Source organism: Halomonas sp. DP1Y21-3 (assembly GCF_019801245.1).
In the GTDB taxonomy this organism is placed as follows: Bacteria; Pseudomonadota; Gammaproteobacteria; order Pseudomonadales; family Halomonadaceae; genus Halomonas; species Halomonas litopenaei.
Window position 1 is genome coordinate 93,397 of sequence record NZ_JAHVJM010000008.1, and the last position, 16,486, is coordinate 109,882.

The following is a 16,486-nucleotide window of genomic DNA, read 5'->3' on the forward strand; positions in this document are numbered from 1 at the left end:
ACAAGCCCCTTTCGCGAGCGCCTTCGTCAAGCCCTCAGTAGGGGGCAACACTCTGACGTGAACCGCTGCCGATCAGGCGAACACGCTGCCCCACCTGGAAGGCCTGGTCTGCCTTCTGCACGACGACCACGGTCTGGCCGCTGTCCTTGCGAATCTCCATCTCCCAGGCGTCGGTGCGGTTGACGCCTTTCTCGATCTGGTTGCCGGCCACGGCGCCACCGATGGCACCTGCGGCGGTGGCGATGGTGCGACCGGAACCGCCGCCGACCTGGTTGCCGAGCAGGCCACCGATCACCGCGCCACCCCCTGTGCCGAGGATGCCGCCGGCGGAGCTTTCACCCTGGATCTGGACGCGACGCAGGGCGGTGATGGTGCCGAACTGCACGTTCTGGGCGGTCTGAGCCTGGTTGCCGGAATAGACGTTGCCCGAGTACTGATTGGTGGCGGTGCAGCCGGCAAGCACCACGACGCTCAGCGCCAGGACAGGAAGGATGGAAGTTTTCATGGCGATTCTCCTTGAATGTCTTCTGCGCCGCATTCTGAACGCATCGGTTCGGGTCACATTCGCTTGTAGTGGTACCGCACCAAAGTTCGCAAACGCTGTTCGAAAATAGTGTAACGCCTGTTTGGAGGCTTTGACAGGGCGATGGTTCCCCGGATCCAGCGATGATCGGTCTCGTCCGTCCCATGGTGGCCGTCCGCCGTCCGCCGTCCGCCGTCCGCCGTCCGCCTGTCGCCCTAGTCGCCCCGCGACTGCCACTGAGTCGCGCCGACAGCGCTTTCCTGACATTCATCATATGCCGAACCGGGCCTGCCAGGCCAATGGGTATCGGAGGGAGTCGCATGGCTGCAGTTGTCGGACTCGCTGGAGCCAGACGTGCTAGTTCGAGAGTAGGCCCTTGCCAGGGAAGAAGGAAAGGCTGGCTTGGCAGGGCAAGATCACGGACAGCAAAAAGGGAGGCCAACGGCCTCCCTTTCTCACAGTCACAGGGCTCAGTGTCTGGGCTCAGTGACTGGGTGCCGCCGGCCCGCGATCCTTAGCCGAACTGGTTCATGGTGTTGTCCTTGCCGCCGGCCTTGAGCGCCGCATCGCCGTGGAAGAACTCCTTGTGGTCGTCACCGATATTGGAGCCGGCCATGTCCTGGTGGCGAACGGTGGCGATACCCTCGCGGATCTCGCGGCGTTGCACACCCGCCACGTAGGCCAGCATGCCCTCGTCGCCGAAGTAGCCCTTGGCCAGGTTGTCGGTAGACAGGGCGGCCGTGTGGTAGGTCGGCAGGGTGATCAGGTGGTGGAAGATGCCTGCCTCGCGGGCGGCGTCACGCTGGAAGTTGCGCGTCCACTCGTCGGCCAGTTGGCCAAGCTCAGTGTCGTCGTAGCGTGCGTTCATCAGGTCGGCACGCTCGTAGGCGGAGACGTCCTTGCCTTCGGCTTCCCAGGCGTCGAACACCTGCTGGCGGAAGTTCAGCGTCCAGTTGAACGACGGCGAGTTGTTGTAGACCAGCTTGGCGTTGGGCACCGCCTCGCGGATGCGGTTGACCATGCCGGCGATCTGGCCGACGTGGGGCTTTTCGGTCTCGATCCACAAAAGATCGGCACCGTTCTGCAGGCTGGTGATGCAGTCCAGCACCACCCGGTCTTCGCCGGTGCCAGGCTTGAACTGATAGAGGCCGGAGGCGAGACGCTTGACCTTGACCAGCTTGCCGTTCTGCTTGATCACCACGTCGCCGTTGTCGATATCGGAGGCCGAGGAAATCTCTTCACCGTCGAGGAAGCTGTTGTACTGATCGCCCAGGTCGCCTGGCTCGTTGGTGACCGCGATCTTCTGGGTCAGGCCGGCACCCAGGGAATCGGTACGGGCCACGATCACCCCATCATCCACGCCCAGTTCAAGGAAGGCGTAACGTACGGCGTTGATCTTGGCGATGAAGTCCTCGTGGGGCACGGTGACCTTGCCGTCCTGGTGGCCGCACTGCTTCTCGTCGGACACCTGGTTCTCGAGCTGGATACAGCAGGCACCGGCCTCGATCATCTTCTTGGCCAGCAGGTAGGTGGCCTCGGCGTTGCCGAAACCGGCGTCGATGTCGGCGATGATCGGCACGATGTGCGTTTCGTGGTTGTCGATCTGGTTGGTCAGATCGTCGACCTTGGCGCTGTCACCGGCTTCCTTGGCTTCTTCTCGGGCACGGAACAGGTGGTTGAGCTCCCAGGTGTCGGCCTGGCGCAGGAAGGTGTAGAGCTCTTCGATCAGCGATGCCACGCTGGTCTTCTCGTGCATGGACTGGTCGGGCAGCGGACCGAACTCGCTGCGCAGGGCGGCGACCATCCAGCCGGACAGGTAGAGGTAGCGGCGCTTGGTGTTGCCAAAGTGCTTCTTGATGGAAATCAGCTTCTGCTGACCGATGAAGCCGTGCCAGCAGCCCAGTGACTGGGTGTAGTTGGCGGTGTCGGCGTCGTAGGCGGCCATGTCCTCGCGCATGATGGCGGCGGTGTAGCGAGCGATGTCGAGACCAGTGCGGAAACGGTTCTGCACGCGCATGCGGGCGGCGCTTTCCGGATCGATGTTGTCCCACTTGCCGCGCTGGGCTTCACGAAGCTGGGTCAGGGTCTTCAGTTCTTCACGAAAGGTCATGATCGGGCCGTCCTGATGTTGAATCGACTGTTTGGTTCGACGTTCTGATACGACTTGCCTGGCATCCATGGTGAGGGGCGGTGTCGGGGCGGTCGTTTTCGACCGGCCTTTGGCTCCAGTGGCTTGCAGGCTCTTGCGGTTGGCGTCATTGCAAGAGGATCGACTGCTCGCCATGCCATGCTGCACCTGCGAAGTGTAGTCAGGTTCCTGCACCTTGGCCGAGAAGTCTTTACGGCCTTGGTCGAATCTTGGCGGAACGGTAGAGGTCGACTACAAAGTGAGCGATCTGACTCGCCATCGAGGTCTGTCCGCTGCGCCATGGTTGTGACTATGGCCCACAGCGGCGGGGGTTCGCCATTGGTACTTGGGGGAACAAGGCGTTGTAGTCCGACTACAGGAAAGCGCCGTAGAGGCACATTCCTGTAGTCGAGTTTCCTGAACGGAGGAGTTGACGGAGAGGTCAGTCGTTCAGGGAGAGGGTCATATTGCGATGCGGAATGCCGGCGTCGAGGAAGATATCTCCCTCGGCGCGGAAGCCCAGGGCTTCGTAGAAACCGAGCGCATGGGTCTGGGCGGCGAGCTCGACGCTCGAGTGACCACGCTGTCGCGCAGCCTCGATGGTGGCGCGCATCAGCGCCACGCCGACGCCGAGTCCCCGGGCTTCGGCAAGCACCGCCACGCGACCGATATGGCCATCGGGCAGCAGTCTCGCCGTACCCAGTACACGCTCGTCCTGGCGCGCCAGGAAATGCAGGCAGTCAGGATCGAGGCCGTCCCACTCTTCCTCGATCGGCACCTGTTGTTCGATGACGAAGACGCGATAGCGAATGTCACCGGCCGCTTCGCCAAGTTGTTCCCAGCTTCCCTGTTCGATCACCACCTCAGGCATCGTCGTCCTCCATGTCGTCGACCGGCCAGCCAAGGCTGCCGGCGTCGAACAGCCGTGTCAGCACCTCGGCGGCGCCGGGGTAGTCGAGCAGCGAGGCGTCGAACTCGCCGCGGTTGGCGATCTCGCGGGCCAGCGCCAGATCGCAGTCGATGCCGTCGCCGTCGGCAAACAGGGTGGCCCGGTCGTCCGCCAGAGCGTGCCAGGCGAAGCGAGAGCCCGGCGCGGCCACCAGCACCTCGCCTTCCTGTAGTGCAGCAACAAGCTCGTCTGGCGCTGTCGGTGTCTCGCTGGGTTCGAGCTGGTCCACGTACTTGGGCTGGGTCATCACCCGGCCGAACCACTGGGCCATCTGGGCCGGATCGTCCAGGGTCTCGAGGATCAACTGGCGCATGCGTGACAGCGCCGCCTGATCGAGTTCGCCCGGGTCCTCGGCCGGGGTCATTCCGGCATCGCCGTAGCGGCGAGAGGGGGGTTGCTGCTCACCCAGGTAGTCGGCGAAGGAGGTGATCGCCTCGTCCGCCGAGGGGGCGCGAAAGCCCACCGAGTAGGTCATGCAGTCATCGCTCTGACTGACCCCATGGTGCGCCCAGCCGGGGGGCAGGTAGAGCATGTCGCCGGGCTCCAGCACCCAGTCCTGTTCGGCGTTGACCTCGAAGGTCTCGAGGATACGCAGGTCGATGCCGCGCACGATGGGTGCGTCATCGGCCACCTTGCCGCCAAGCTGCCAGCGGCGCTGACCGCTGCCCTGGAGCAGGAAGACATCGTACTGGTCCAGGTGCGGGCCGACACTGCCCCCCGGAGGCGCGTAGCTGACCATGATGTCATCCAGGCGCCAGCGCGGCAGGAAGGTGAAGTCCTCCAGCAGGGCGGCGACCTCCGGCACATAGTGATCCACCGCCTGTACCAGCAGGGTCCAGTCGTGCTCCGGCAGGCGGGCGAAGGTGGCCTCGTCGAAGGGGCCGTGGCTGACCTGCCAGGGTCCGTCGGGGCCCTGTTCCTCGACCAGGCGTGCCTCGATATTGTCCTCGCAGGCGAGCCCGGCCAGTTCGTCTGGCGTCAGCGGGTTGTCGAAGTCGGGAAAGGCGCCACGGATCAGCAGAGGTTGCTGCTGCCAGACATCGCGCAGGAACTCTGCCGATGTCAGGCCGCCCAGCAGGGTGAGGGGGGTATCAGTTGACATGAGGAATCCTGATGGTGATTGGGAGTAGCGGGCTCGGTATCGGCCCCGGCCCCGAAGAGAGGGCTCCAGAAACGCCTCACCCCACCGATTGGCGGGGTGAAGCGGGGTTCTGTCAGCGGCTCCGGCTCAGTGCTGCGGCAGGGCGCGAGCCTGCTCGACGGCATTGCCGATGTAGTTGCCGGGGGTCAGCTGCTTGAGCTCTGCCTTGACCTCGTCGGGCAGTTCCAGGCCATCGATGAAGGCGGCGAAACCGGCCTGGTCGATGCGCTTGCCGCGGGTCAGCTCCTTCAACTTTTCGTAGGGCTTCTCGATGCCGTAGCGACGCATCACCGTCTGGATTGGCTCGGCCAGTACTTCCCAGCTGGCGTCCAGGTCCTCGGCCAGACGCTGGGGGTTGGCCTCGAGCTTGCCGATACCCTTCAGCGAGGCCTGGTAGGCGATCAGGCCGTAGGCCAGGCCGACGCCCAGGTTGCGCAGCACGGTGGAGTCGGTCAGGTCACGCTGCCAGCGGGAGATCGGCAGCTTCTGGGCCAGGTGGGCGAGGATGGCATTGGCCAGGCCCAGATTACCCTCGGAGTTCTCGAAGTCGATCGGGTTGACCTTGTGCGGCATGGTCGAGGAGCCGATCTCGCCGGCCACGGTGCGCTGCTTGAAGTATCCCAGCGAGATGTAGCCCCAGACGTCACGATCGAAGTCGATCAGGATGGTGTTGAAGCGACACACAGCATCGAACAGCTCTGCGATATAGTCGTGGGGTTCGATCTGGGTGGTATAGGGATTGAAGGTCAGGCCCAGGCCTTCGACGAAGGTGCGAGCGTTGGCCTCCCAGTCGATGTCCGGGTAGGTGGCCAGGTGGGCGTTGTAGTTGCCCACGGCGCCGTTGATCTTGCCCAGTACCTCGGCGCTTTCGATCTGCTTGAGCTGGCGGCGCAGACGGTAGGCCACGTTGGCCATTTCCTTGCCCAGGGTGGTGGGGCTGGCGGTCTGGCCATGGGTGCGCGACAGCATTGGCACGGCAGCGTGTTCTTCGGCCAGACGGGCGATCTCGTCGGCCACCTGGCGCATGGTCGGCAGCAGGCTGTCGAGGCCATCGCGCAGCATCACGCCGTAGGACAGGTTGTTGATGTCCTCGCTGGTGCAGGCGAAGTGCACGAACTCGGTGACGGCATGCAGCTCTGCATTCTCGGCAATGGCTTCCTTGATCCAGTACTCGACCGCCTTGACGTCGTGGTTGGTGGTGCGCTCGATGTCCTTGATGCGCGCCGCGTCGGCTTCGCTGAAGTTCTTGACCAGGCCATCCAGGAAGGCTGTGGCGGTGGCCGACAGCTCCGGCACCTCGGTGATCTGCGGGTGCGCGGCCAGGCGCTCCAGCCAGCGGATCTCGACGATGACGCGGGCGCGGATCAGCCCAAATTCGCTGAAGTGTTCGCGCAGTGATTCGGCCTTGCTGCCGTAGCGACCGTCGACGGGAGAGAGGGCGGTGAGAGCGGAGAGTTGCATGGCGGTTTTCCGGTACGGGTAGGAAAGGAAGATCGAGCGATCAGAGGGTGTCCAGGGCGCGCTTGAGGCTGCCCCGCTGGAAGATCAGCTTCCAGCGACGTCCGCCCTGCTGGTGCCACAGCAGGCCGAAGCGAATGCCGGAGAGCAGGCAGGCGCGGACCCGCTCCGGCATCATCCGGCTTTGCAGCAGCGAAGGGTCGCCCTGGACCACGATTCGGTTCTTGAAGGTGGAAAGCGTCTGCTGGTAGGCCTCGCCGAGGCTCGCCACGACGTTCTCGTGGGTCGGTCCGAAGTGTTCGGCCTGGCCCTGGATGCGGGTCAGGTGGGTGCCGAGCGCGTCCATCATGTCGGGCTGGGTGCGCAGCTTGTTCATCAGCAGCATCAGGCTGAAGCCGTAGCGCATCACCACCGGGTTGGCCTGGCGTCGGCCGAGCACTGCCTCCAGGGTCTCGAGCCCCAGGCGCAGATTGTTGGGATGCCCGCCATAGATGGATTCGAAGGTTGGCGGGTTGGTTTCCAGGGTGGCGGTGATCTGGGTGTCCCAGGCGCGGCTGTCGACCTGGCCGGTGCGCGCCAGCTCGTCGACCAGATGGGCGGCCTGAAATACGCCGGCCAGGGCGATCGCCTGGCGAGCCGCCGGGGACTCGGGGGCGCGGTGGATAGGTACCGAATCGGTCATGCCGCTCGCTCCTCGGCGTTCCAGGTGGACCGGATGACGCCGCCGCCGAGGCAGACGTCACCGTCGTAGATGACCAGCGATTGGCCCGGTGTCACGGCCCGCTGTGGGTCGTCGAAGTGTACCGCGACGCCGCCATCGGCCCGGGTCGTCAGCGTGCATGGCACGTCGTCCTGACGATAGCGGGTCTTGGCGCTGAAGCGCCCCTCGGCGCAAGGCGGCTCACCGGCGACCCAATCCATCGCCTCGGTGGCCAGGCTGTCGGTGTACAACAGAGGGTGATGCTTGCCTTGAACCGCGATCAGCACGTTGCGCTCGAGGTCCTTGCCGGCCACGTACCAGGGGTCTTCCGAATAGTTGGCGAGACCGCCGATGCCGAGGCCCTGGCGCTGGCCCAGGGTGTAGTACATCAGGCCCATGTGATCGCCGATGACGTCGCCGTCCGGTGTCTCGATGGTCCCCGGCTGGGCCGGCAGGTACTGCTTGAGAAAGTCGCTGAAGCGGCGCTCGCCGATGAAGCAGATACCGGTGGAGTCCTTCTTCTTTGCGGTAACCAGATCGTGCTGTTCGGCGATGGCGCGAACCTCGGGCTTTTCGATCTCGCCCACCGGGAACAGGGTGCGCGCGATGGCGGCTTCCGGCACGGCGTGCAGGAAGTAGCTCTGGTCCTTGTTGCCGTCGAGTCCCTTGAGCAGTCGCGGGCGGCCGTCGCGCTCGCCGCGGCGAACATAGTGACCGGTGGCGATCATCTCGGCGCCGAGCATCTCGGCGTAGTCGAGGAACACCTTGAACTTGATTTCGCGGTTGCAAAGGATATCGGGATTCGGTGTGCGTCCGGCCTTGTACTCGGCGAGGAAGTGCTCGAACACGTTGTCCCAGTACTCGGCGGCAAAGTTGGCCGTGTGCAGGGGAATGCCGAGCTTCTTGCACACCGCTTCGGCGTCCGCCAGGTCTTCCATGGCGGTGCAGTATTCGGTGCCGTCGTCCTCATCCCAGTTCTTCATGAACAGCCCTTCCACCTGATAGCCCTGTTGGATCAGGCGGAGGGCGGAAACGGAGGAATCGACGCCGCCGGACATGCCGACGATGACTTTGCCGGTGGACGCTGACATAACGACTCTCGGAGTGGTGGGGCAAATGGGCGGTGATTATACACGAATTGCACCCGTCAACCGAAGCCTCAGCGTTCGTGCAGCACCTCCATCGGGAAGGTCTTGCCGGCCAGGGCGTCGCGGATGCGCTTGATCACCAGTGGGCTGCGCAGGCGGCCCTCGCGCTCCAGCGCCTCGACGTCCTCCAGGGTCAGCCAATGGATGGCCATGATATCCCGGTCCAGTTCGGTGCCCAGGTGGGCCAGCGCCATGCCGAAGAAGGCGTGGCTGTGGAAGGTCTTGCCGTCCGGGGCCTCGTACACGTACATGCCCAGGTAGTCGGTGATGCCGACCCGCCAGGCAGTCTCTTCGGCGACCTCGCGCAGGGCGCCGTCGCGGATGCGCTCACCGGGTTCCAGGTGGCCGGCGGGCTGGTTGAACAGGGTATGGGGGCCGCCACGGTCTTCTTCCACCAGCAGGAAACGACCGGCTCGTTCGACCACCGTGGCCACGGTCACGTAGGGGGTCCAGCGCATTATCGGCGTCTCCTTGTTGTAGGGGCTGAGCCCCGGGGGCGCTTTGGCGCGTGCAGCGTCTGGCGCTGCCATTGTCCCGGGGCCAGGCCGTCGAGCCGCCAGGGGCCGATGGCGACGCGTACCAGCCTCAGCGTCGGGTGGCCCACATGGGCGGTCATCCTGCGCACCTGGCGATTACGCCCCTCGCTGATGGTCAGCTCCAGCCAGCAGGTAACGGGATGGCGCTTCGGGTCCAGGGGCGGCGTGCGCTCGGGCAGCCCGCTGGTCGTCAGTCGCCGGACCTTGGCCGGCCGGGTGGGTCCATCCTTGAGAGTGACCCCTTCGGCGAGCGCCTTCAAGGCCCGATCGTCCGGCTGTCCCTCGACGAGCACTCGATACGTCTTCGGCTGCTTGTGGCGCGGGTGGCTGATACGATGAATCAACTCGCCATCGTCACTGAGCAACAACAGGCCTTCGGAATCGTAGTCGAGGCGGCCGGCCGGATAGATGTCCGGCACGTCGATCAGCGAGGCCAGGGTATTGCGTCCCTGGTCATCGGTGAACTGGGACAGCACCCGATAGGGCTTGTGCAGCAGATAAAGTTGACTCATGGGCGGGCTCGATGATCTGGCTCGGAAGGCGTGGCGGCGGGCCGTTTAGGCCTTTTCCAAAGATTGTCGACAAAGCCTACTCCGGGCGCGGGGGGTAATGCTATACTCCGCGCTCCACTGAATAGACCTGACAGGGGAGTTCTCAATGGGTTTCCAGAAAATTGTCGTCCCTGAGGGCGGCGAAAAGATCACCGCCAACGCCGACAACAGCCTGAACGTACCGAATAATCCGATCATTCCCTTCATCGAGGGTGACGGTATCGGTGTCGACGTGACCCCGGCGATGAAGATCGCCATCGACGCCGCTGTGCAGAAGGCTTACAACGGCGAGCGCAAGATCCACTGGATGGAAGTCTACGCCGGCGAGAAGGCCACCCACGTCTATGACGCGGACACCTGGCTGCCGGAAGAGACCCTGGAAGCGGTCAAGGACTACATCGTTTCCATCAAGGGCCCGCTGACCACGCCGGTCGGTGGCGGCATCCGTTCACTGAACGTGGCGCTGCGCCAGAAGCTGGACCTGTACGTCTGTCAGCGCCCGGTGCGCTGGTTCGAAGGCGTGCCGAGCCCGGTCAAGAAGCCTGCCGACGTCGACATGGTCATCTTCCGCGAGAACTCCGAAGATATCTACGCCGGCATCGAATGGAAGGCCGGTACCGCGGAAGCCGACAAGGTCATCAAGTTCCTGCGTGAAGAGATGGGTGTCACCAACATCCGCTTCCCCGAGAACTGTGGCATCGGCGTCAAGCCGGTCTCCATCGAAGGCACCAAGCGTCTGGTCCGTCAGGCCCTGCAGTACACCATCGACAACGACCGCGAGTCGCTGACCCTGGTGCACAAGGGCAACATCATGAAGTTCACCGAAGGCTCCTTCAAGGATTGGGGCTACGAGCTGGCCAAGGAAGAGTTCGGCGCCGAACTCCTCGATGGCGGCCCCTGGATGACCTTCAAGAACCCGAAGACCGGCAAGGACATCGTGGTCAAGGACGTCATCGCCGACGCCATGCTGCAGCAGATCCTGCTGCGTCCGGCCGAATACGACGTCATCGCCACCCTGAACCTGAACGGTGACTACCTGTCCGACGCACTGGCGGCGGAAGTGGGCGGCATCGGCATCGCGCCGGGCGCCAACATCTCCGACACCACCGCCATGTTCGAGGCGACCCACGGCACCGCGCCGAAGTACGCCGGCCAGGACAAGGTCAACCCGGGCTCGCTGATCCTCTCCGCCGAGATGATGCTGCGCCACATGGGTTGGGTCGAGGCCGCCGATCTGGTGCTCAAGGGCGTGGAGAAGGCCATCAGCAAGGGCGAGGTCACCTACGACTTCCATCGCCTGATGGAAAACGCCACGCTGTTCAAGTGCTCCGAGTTCGGTCAGGCCGTCGCCGACAACATGTAAGCGACGTACCGATCGTCCGATGACAGCGTCTGGTGCAGGTGATCGCTATCGCCCGTACCGGCTGTTCATCGCGGCGCTCTGAAAAGGCCCTCGCCCGCTCGGGCGGGGGCTTTTTGCTTTGTACGTTTTTTGCGTGAAAGCGTCCGTCGGATTTCCGATAATGGGAGACGGAACGGAACCCTGCCGCGCCGCCGACGTCCAATGCTCGACGCGGGTGGGCGCAGGCACCCGATTGACAGTGTGAGGCCTATGTTCAACGCAAGAGAGGAGGATCCTGTCTGGATCCGTGCCCCCTTCGCCGGAATGACCCGTCCGCCCAGTGAGCCGGGCGAGCAGGATGACGGTGACCTGGCGACCCAGGAGGCTGACCCCGAGGTGGCCAGGCCACCCATGTATAAGGTTGTCTTGCATAACGACGACTTCACCCCCATGGAGTTTGTGGTGGAGGTGCTGCAGACCTTCTTCCATCTGGACAGCGAGACCGCCGTGCAGATCATGCTGACGGTCCACAGCCACGGAAAGGCAACCTGCGGTGTCTTTACCCATGACATCGCCGAGACCAAGAGCCATCAGGTCAACGAGTATGCGAGAGAGTGCCAGCATCCGCTGTTGAGCGATATCGAGGCAGCGGACTGAGACGGGTCGATATCGGATCGCCCTGACAGTGCTGCCGCTGGCGGCGACGAGTGGTCACAGATCCGCACAAGCCGGCCCCGCGTTAACGAGAGACGGCTGCTGCGTTGACGAAGAACTTGCAACGGCGCCATTTGTACCCGATGTTGATGGTGCCGGACCACAAAAGATCCGATGCAAGCCCTATGCGGCGAGAAGGGGACTGCCATGCTGAGCAAAGAACTTGAACTGACCCTGAACACGGCCTTCACCGTGGCGCGTTCCAAGCGCCATGAGTTCATGACCGTGGAGCACTTGTTGCTGGCGCTTCTGGATAATGCTTCAGCATCAGATGTGCTGCGTGCCTGTGGGGCCAATCTCGACAAGCTGCGGTCCGACCTGCAGGATTTCATCAATTCCACCACCCCGCTGATTCCGGAAGACCAGACCGAGCGCGAGACCCAGCCGACGCTGGGCTTCCAGCGAGTGCTTCAGCGGGCCGTGTTCCACGTGCAGTCTTCTGGCAAGAGCGAAGTGACCGGTGCCAACGTACTGGTTGCGATCTTCTCCGAGCAGGAGAGCCAGGCGGTCTACTTCCTCAAGCAGCAGAACGTGGCACGGGTCGATGCGGTCAATTACATCGCCCACGGGATCTCCAAGGTCACCGGCCACGGCCAGAGCCCGTCTTCGGCGGCTCCCGAGGCCGAGGACGCCGAGGAAGCCGGCAGCGAGGCCGGCGGCAATCCGTTGACCGGTTTTGCCACCAACCTCAACGAGCAGGCCCGCATGGGCAAGATCGACCCCCTGATCGGGCGTGATCACGAGCTCGAGCGGGTGGTGCAGATTCTGGCACGGCGGCGCAAGAACAACCCCTTGCTGGTCGGTGAGGCCGGCGTCGGCAAGACCGCCATCGCCGAGGGCCTGGCCAAGCGCATCGTCGAGGAAGACGTGCCCGATGTGATCGGCGACGCCGTGGTGTACTCGCTGGACATGGGCGCGCTGCTGGCGGGTACCAAGTATCGTGGTGACTTCGAGAAGCGCTTGAAGAGCCTGCTGGCGGAACTGCGCAAGCTGCCCAACGCCATCCTGTTCATCGATGAGATCCATACGGTGATCGGCGCCGGTGCGGCGTCCGGTGGAGTGATGGACGCATCGAACCTGCTCAAGCCGCTGCTGTCCTCCGGCGAGCTGCGCTGTATCGGCTCCACCACCTTCCAGGAATTCCGCGGTATCTTCGAGAAGGATCGTGCCCTGGCACGTCGTTTCCAGAAGGTCGATGTGATGGCCCCCTCGGTCGAGGACTCCATCAAGATCCTCAAGGGGCTGCGTTCACGCTTCGAGGAGCACCACCAGCTCAAGTACACCGACGCCGCGCTGGACAGCGCCGCGCGGCTGGCGGATCGCTACATCAACGACCGCTTCCTGCCGGACAAGGCCATCGATGTCATCGATGAGGCCGGTGCCCACCAGCGCCTGTTGCCGCCGGAAATGCGCGTGGACACCATCGACGTCGATCAGGTCGAGGCGGTGGTCGCTTCCATCGCGCGGATTCCGCCGAAGAGCGTATCCAGCTCCGATCGCAAGCTGCTCGAGAACCTGGATCGCGATCTCAAGATGCTGGTGTTCGGTCAGGATGAGGCCATCGACAGCCTGGCGGCGGCGATCAAGCTGTCCCGCGCCGGGCTCAAGTCGCCGGACAAGCCGGTCGGCAGCTTCCTGTTCGCCGGCCCCACCGGCGTCGGCAAGACCGAGGTGGCGCGTCAGCTGGCCCATATCATGGGGGTCGAACTGCTGCGCTTCGACATGTCCGAGTACATGGAACGGCACACGGTATCGCGGCTGATCGGCGCACCTCCTGGCTATGTCGGCTATGACCAGGGTGGTCTGCTGACCGAGGCGGTCACCAAGCAGCCCCACTGCGTGCTGCTGCTCGACGAGATCGAGAAGGCGCACCCCGAGGTCTTCAACCTGCTGCTGCAGGTCATGGACCACGGTCGTCTGACCGACAACAACGGGCGCGAGGCGGATTTCCGTCACGTCATTCTGATCATGACCTCCAACGCCGGGGTCGAGATCGCGACGCGTCGCTCGATCGGTTTCCAGACCCAGGACCACTCCACCGATGCCATGGAGGCGATTCGCAAGACCTTCACGCCGGAGTTCCGCAACCGTCTGGATGGCATCATCCAGTTCGCGTCGCTGGCCAAGCCTGTCGTACGCAATGTGGTCGACAAGTTCCTGGTGGAACTGCAGGCCCAGCTCGACGAGAAGCGGGTGCAGCTCGAGGTGGACGACGAGGCGCGCGATTGGCTGGCGACCATGGGTTACGACCCGGACATGGGCGCCCGCCCCATGGCTCGACTGATCCAGGAAAAGCTGAAGAAGCCCCTGGCCGAGATGATCCTGTTTGGGGATCTGGCCGAGCACGGTGGGCTGGTGCACGTCAGTCTGGAGGACGGAGAGCTTCACCTGTCCACCGACGTGGAAATGGCCGACGCGCCTTGAGCGTCGAGGCAGGCTTTGTGGGGTGTGGCCAAGCCTGAAGCCTGCCTGTTGGTCCTGCCTGCTGAGACTATCAGCAAGTTGGTTGCTTCGACTGGTCAGGAAGTGAAACTACGCGACGCCCCGTCAACGACGGGGCGTCGTCGTTTGTATCCAGCAGGGTCTGGACGGCAACAGCCGTGCGAGTCCCCGGTAGCGGGTCGTTGCCCGGCTTTTGGACGAGGCAGTGCCGCCCTGCTGCGTCAGGCAAAGCAGGGCTGGTGCTGCACCAGAGTCTTGCTGTCTTGCGAAAGGGGGCTGCGCTTGCCGGTGGGGTGGGGCGCGCCGCTAAGGCGCGTTACCGGCAAGTAGCGTCGGCGCTGAAGCGCTGACGCCGGCCGTTCTCAACGGGAACGGTAGACGATGCGACCCTTGGACAGGTCGTAGGGAGTCAGCTCGACCTTGACCTTGTCACCGGTCAGGATGCGGATGTAGTTCTTGCGCATCTTGCCCGAGATGTGGGCGGTCACCACGTGGCCGTTTTCCAGTTCGACCCGGAACATGGTGTTGGGAAGGGTGTCGACGACCACGCCTTCCATTTCGATATGGTCTTCGCGTGCCATATAGGCGAATCCTCGCTGGTGAAATCGAAAAGATGCCTGACCTTGAGGCGTCACTGCCGTTACTGTGGTCAGGATAGCGCGATATTCTGCCGGATGCAGAAGCAGATGGCAAAGGCAGATGGCAGGTTAGCTCTCAAGGATAAGCAAAGTTCACGATATTCTGCCGCTTTCCAGTATCCCCGGAAGCAGATGGCAAAGGCAGATGGCAGGTTAGCTCTCAAGGATAAGCAAAGTTCACGATATTCTGCCGCTTTCCAGTATCCCCGGAAGCAGATGGCAAAGGCAGATGGCAGGTTAGCTCTCAAGGATAAGCAAAGTTCACGATATTCTGCCGCTTTCCAGTATCCCCGGAAGCAGATGGCAAAGGCAGATGGCAGGTTAGCTCTCAAGGATAGGCAAAGTTCACGATATTCTGCCGCTTTCCAGTATCCCCGGAAGCAGATGGCAAAGGCAGGTGGCTGATCGGCCCTCAAAGCTCACGATATTCTGCCGCTTTCCAGTATCCCCGGAGTCAGAGGGCAAAGGCAGATGGCCATTGATAGCAGGCTAGCCCCTCAAAGTGCGCGATATTCTGCCGCTTTCCAGTATCCCCGGAGGCAGATGGCAAAGGCAGATGGCAGGTTAGCTCTCAAGGATCAGCAAGGTGAGCGATATTTTGCCGCTCTCTAGAGAGCAGAGAACGTGCTTGAGCTATCGGGTTGGGCGGTTACTCGCTGTCGATCGGTACCAGTCGTCGCCAGAGCCGGCCATCCAGGCGCTCGAGGGGCGAGAAGCTGCTCTTGTAGCTCATCTTGCGGCACTCCTCGATCCAGTAGCCCAGGTAGACATGGGGAAGTCCCTTCAGGGATGCCATCTGGATCAGCGCCAGCACCGCCTGGGTGCCAAGAGAACGGCGCTCGAGGCTGTGGTCCGGGTCGAAGAAGGTGTAGATGGCGGACAAGCCGTGGCGCAGCTCGTCGAAGGCCGATACCGCTACCAGCTTTCCGTCCAGGCGCATCTCCAGCAGTCTCGCGTAGGGCTGATCGAGGCTCAGGAAGGTACGGTACTGCTCGTGACTCGGTGGGAACATGTCGCCGTCATGGTGGCGCGTGCAGATATAGCGGGCGTAGAGGTCGTAGTGGCGGGAGTCGAACTGCGCCGGCACCACCTCGATGGTCAGGTCGGCATTGCGCCGCATCAGGCGTCGCTGGGTGCGATTGGGGCTAAAGTCCGCTACCGGGATTCGCACGGAGATGCAGGCGTGGCAGCCTTCACAGTGAGGGCGGTAAAGATGCAGACCGCTGCGACGGAAGCCAAGTAGCGTAAGCGCGTCATATACGCCCTGTCCCGGGGATTCCTTGGGATCCAGGAACAGGGTGGTCGCTTCCTTGCCCGGCAGATAGCTGCAGGCGTGCGGCACAGTAAGAAAGAACCGCAGGTCGCGTACGGGTTGACGCGGTGTATTGCTGCTCAAGGCTGCCGTCTCCCTGTCGGATGGCATCGAGTGATGGATCAGGCGTTGGTATGGGTCGTGTCAATGGTGGTCGTCATACATGGCCTTCTGATACCAGGTCATTCACCGATGCCGGTGAATGACCATGCCGGCGTCGTCAGGCTGTCTCGGTCCAGATCATCCAGCCACCTCTCAAGATAGCCGATGAAGGCTGATCGAGCGATACCTCGAGCGCCGAGGCTGGCCAGGTGGGGCGTGTGCATCTGGCAGTCGATCAGACGCCCGCCGCCGGCCGCCATGGCGCGGGCCAGATGCACCAGGGCGATCTTGGAGGCATCGGCCTCGCGGCTGAACATCGATTCGCCGAAAAACACCGGTCCCAGGGCGACACCATAGAGCCCGCCGACCAGCCGGTCGTCACGCCAGATTTCCACCGAGTGAGCGACCCCCTCCCGGTGCAGGTCGCAGTAGGCATCACGCATTTCATCGGTGATCCAGGTGCCTGACGCATGACCATCGTTGCGCGGTGCAGCACAAGCGTCGATAACGGCGTCGAACGCCTGGTCGGCGGTGGCGCGAAAGCCCCCGTTGCGTAGCCGCTTGGCGAGGCTTCGGCGCACGCGTAGCTCTTCGGGGTGCAACACCATGCGCGGATCGGGGCTCCACCAGAGAATCGGCTGGTCGTCGCTGTACCAGGGGAAGATCCCGCGGCGGTAGGCCTCTATCAGCCATTCGGGAGATAGCCCGCCGCCAGCGGCCAGCAGGCCGTCCGGGTCGTCGAGGGCAATATCGACCGAAGGAAAGGTCACAGGATGTTCGTTGAGCCAGGGCAGCATGGGGC

15 protein-coding genes are annotated in these 16,486 nt (G+C 63.3%); 3 read left to right on the plus strand and 12 right to left on the minus strand.

Going from position 1 to position 16,486, the window contains the following annotated elements:
* Positions 1-34 precede the first annotated feature (34 nt).
* From KUV74_RS19845 to KUV74_RS19885, 9 genes are all read right to left on the minus strand, one after another.
* Entirely contained in the window at positions 35-505 is a 471-nt protein-coding gene (locus KUV74_RS19845) for a glycine zipper 2TM domain-containing protein (RefSeq protein ID WP_108449068.1), read from the minus strand.
* Between the two features lie 532 nt (positions 506-1,037).
* Positions 1,038-2,633 (minus strand): isocitrate lyase, encoded by a 1,596-nt coding sequence (locus KUV74_RS19850; RefSeq protein WP_124804139.1) that lies wholly within the window; start codon positions 2,631-2,633, stop codon positions 1,038-1,040.
* A 460-nt stretch (positions 2,634-3,093) separates the two neighbouring features.
* Positions 3,094-3,522, minus strand: coding sequence for a GNAT family N-acetyltransferase (locus KUV74_RS19855; RefSeq protein WP_124804137.1), 429 nt, complete (start codon positions 3,520-3,522; stop codon positions 3,094-3,096).
* Positions 3,515-4,702, minus strand: a complete 1,188-nt coding sequence (locus KUV74_RS19860; protein WP_222517175.1) for a cupin domain-containing protein — start codon at positions 4,700-4,702, stop codon at positions 3,515-3,517. The genes KUV74_RS19855 and KUV74_RS19860 overlap by 8 nt, the downstream gene beginning before the upstream one ends.
* Positions 4,703-4,828: 126 nt before the next feature.
* Positions 4,829-6,202 (minus strand): adenylosuccinate lyase, encoded by a 1,374-nt coding sequence (gene purB, locus KUV74_RS19865; protein WP_108133260.1) that lies wholly within the window; start codon positions 6,200-6,202, stop codon positions 4,829-4,831.
* A gap of 40 nt (positions 6,203-6,242) precedes the next feature.
* Positions 6,243-6,881 (minus strand): high frequency lysogenization protein HflD, encoded by a 639-nt coding sequence (gene hflD / locus KUV74_RS19870; protein WP_045992914.1) that lies wholly within the window; start codon positions 6,879-6,881, stop codon positions 6,243-6,245.
* Positions 6,878-7,990, minus strand: a complete 1,113-nt coding sequence (gene mnmA, locus KUV74_RS19875) for a tRNA 2-thiouridine(34) synthase MnmA (RefSeq protein ID WP_108133261.1) — start codon at positions 7,988-7,990, stop codon at positions 6,878-6,880. The genes hflD and mnmA overlap by 4 nt, the downstream gene beginning before the upstream one ends.
* Before the next feature lie 68 nt (positions 7,991-8,058).
* The gene (locus KUV74_RS19880; RefSeq protein ID WP_045992993.1) at positions 8,059-8,508 is read right to left on the minus strand and encodes an NUDIX domain-containing protein; all 450 of its coding nucleotides are present in this window, start codon (positions 8,506-8,508) and stop codon (positions 8,059-8,061) included.
* Positions 8,505-9,095, minus strand: coding sequence for a pseudouridine synthase (locus KUV74_RS19885; RefSeq protein WP_108133262.1), 591 nt, complete (start codon positions 9,093-9,095; stop codon positions 8,505-8,507). The genes KUV74_RS19880 and KUV74_RS19885 overlap by 4 nt, the downstream gene beginning before the upstream one ends.
* A gap of 145 nt (positions 9,096-9,240) precedes the next feature.
* Here KUV74_RS19885 and icd point away from each other — a divergent pair, with 145 nt between their 5' ends.
* The 3 genes from icd (at position 9,241) to clpA (ending at position 13,614) form a co-directional block, all read left to right on the plus strand.
* Positions 9,241-10,497 (plus strand): NADP-dependent isocitrate dehydrogenase, encoded by a 1,257-nt coding sequence (gene icd, locus KUV74_RS19890; protein ID WP_045992911.1) that lies wholly within the window; start codon positions 9,241-9,243, stop codon positions 10,495-10,497.
* A gap of 249 nt (positions 10,498-10,746) precedes the next feature.
* Positions 10,747-11,133 (plus strand): ATP-dependent Clp protease adapter ClpS, encoded by a 387-nt coding sequence (clpS, locus tag KUV74_RS19895; RefSeq protein WP_083970414.1) that lies wholly within the window; start codon positions 10,747-10,749, stop codon positions 11,131-11,133.
* 204 nt (positions 11,134-11,337) lie between these two features.
* On the plus strand, positions 11,338-13,614 hold the full coding sequence (gene clpA / locus KUV74_RS19900; RefSeq protein WP_045992909.1) for an ATP-dependent Clp protease ATP-binding subunit ClpA: 2,277 nt from the start codon (positions 11,338-11,340) through the stop codon (positions 13,612-13,614).
* Positions 13,615-13,994: 380 nt separating this feature from the next.
* On the opposite strand, the gene infA is transcribed toward clpA, so the two are convergent.
* The 3 genes from infA to aat all read right to left on the minus strand — a co-directional run bounded on the left by infA (position 13,995) and on the right by aat (position 16,481).
* Complete coding sequence (infA, locus tag KUV74_RS19905) at positions 13,995-14,213, minus strand: translation initiation factor IF-1 (protein WP_013332816.1); 219 nt, start codon at positions 14,211-14,213, stop codon at positions 13,995-13,997.
* 706 nt (positions 14,214-14,919) lie between these two features.
* A complete protein-coding gene (locus KUV74_RS19910; protein ID WP_045992908.1) occupies positions 14,920-15,666 on the minus strand; it encodes an arginyltransferase in 747 nt (248 codons plus the stop codon).
* A gap of 98 nt (positions 15,667-15,764) precedes the next feature.
* Positions 15,765-16,481 carry a leucyl/phenylalanyl-tRNA--protein transferase gene (gene aat / locus KUV74_RS19915; RefSeq protein WP_045992907.1) on the minus strand — a complete coding sequence of 239 codons (717 nt, stop codon included), beginning with the start codon at positions 16,479-16,481 and terminating at the stop codon, positions 15,765-15,767.
* Positions 16,482-16,486: the final 5 nt, after the last annotated feature.

Excerpts from the sequence above, each read along its gene's own strand:
- KUV74_RS19845 (WP_108449068.1), bottom strand. The coding sequence starts at position 505 with ATGAAAACTTCCATCCTTCCTGTCCTGGCGCTGAGCGTCGTGGTGCTT.
- KUV74_RS19850 (WP_124804139.1), bottom strand. The coding sequence starts at position 2,633 with ATGACCTTTCGTGAAGAACTGAAGACCCTGACCCAGCTTCGTGAAGCC.
- KUV74_RS19855 (WP_124804137.1), bottom strand. The coding sequence starts at position 3,522 with ATGCCTGAGGTGGTGATCGAACAGGGAAGCTGGGAACAACTTGGCGAA.
- KUV74_RS19860 (WP_222517175.1), bottom strand. The coding sequence starts at position 4,702 with ATGTCAACTGATACCCCCCTCACCCTGCTGGGCGGCCTGACATCGGCA.
- purB (WP_108133260.1), bottom strand. The coding sequence starts at position 6,202 with ATGCAACTCTCCGCTCTCACCGCCCTCTCTCCCGTCGACGGTCGCTAC.
- hflD (WP_045992914.1), bottom strand. The coding sequence starts at position 6,881 with ATGACCGATTCGGTACCTATCCACCGCGCCCCCGAGTCCCCGGCGGCT.
- mnmA (WP_108133261.1), bottom strand. The coding sequence starts at position 7,990 with ATGTCAGCGTCCACCGGCAAAGTCATCGTCGGCATGTCCGGCGGCGTC.
- KUV74_RS19885 (WP_108133262.1), bottom strand. The coding sequence starts at position 9,095 with ATGAGTCAACTTTATCTGCTGCACAAGCCCTATCGGGTGCTGTCCCAG.
- icd (WP_045992911.1), top strand. The coding sequence starts at position 9,241 with ATGGGTTTCCAGAAAATTGTCGTCCCTGAGGGCGGCGAAAAGATCACC.
- clpS (WP_083970414.1), top strand. The coding sequence starts at position 10,747 with ATGTTCAACGCAAGAGAGGAGGATCCTGTCTGGATCCGTGCCCCCTTC.
- clpA (WP_045992909.1), top strand. The coding sequence starts at position 11,338 with ATGCTGAGCAAAGAACTTGAACTGACCCTGAACACGGCCTTCACCGTG.
- infA (WP_013332816.1), bottom strand. The coding sequence starts at position 14,213 with ATGGCACGCGAAGACCATATCGAAATGGAAGGCGTGGTCGTCGACACC.
- aat (WP_045992907.1), bottom strand. The coding sequence starts at position 16,481 with ATGCTGCCCTGGCTCAACGAACATCCTGTGACCTTTCCTTCGGTCGAT.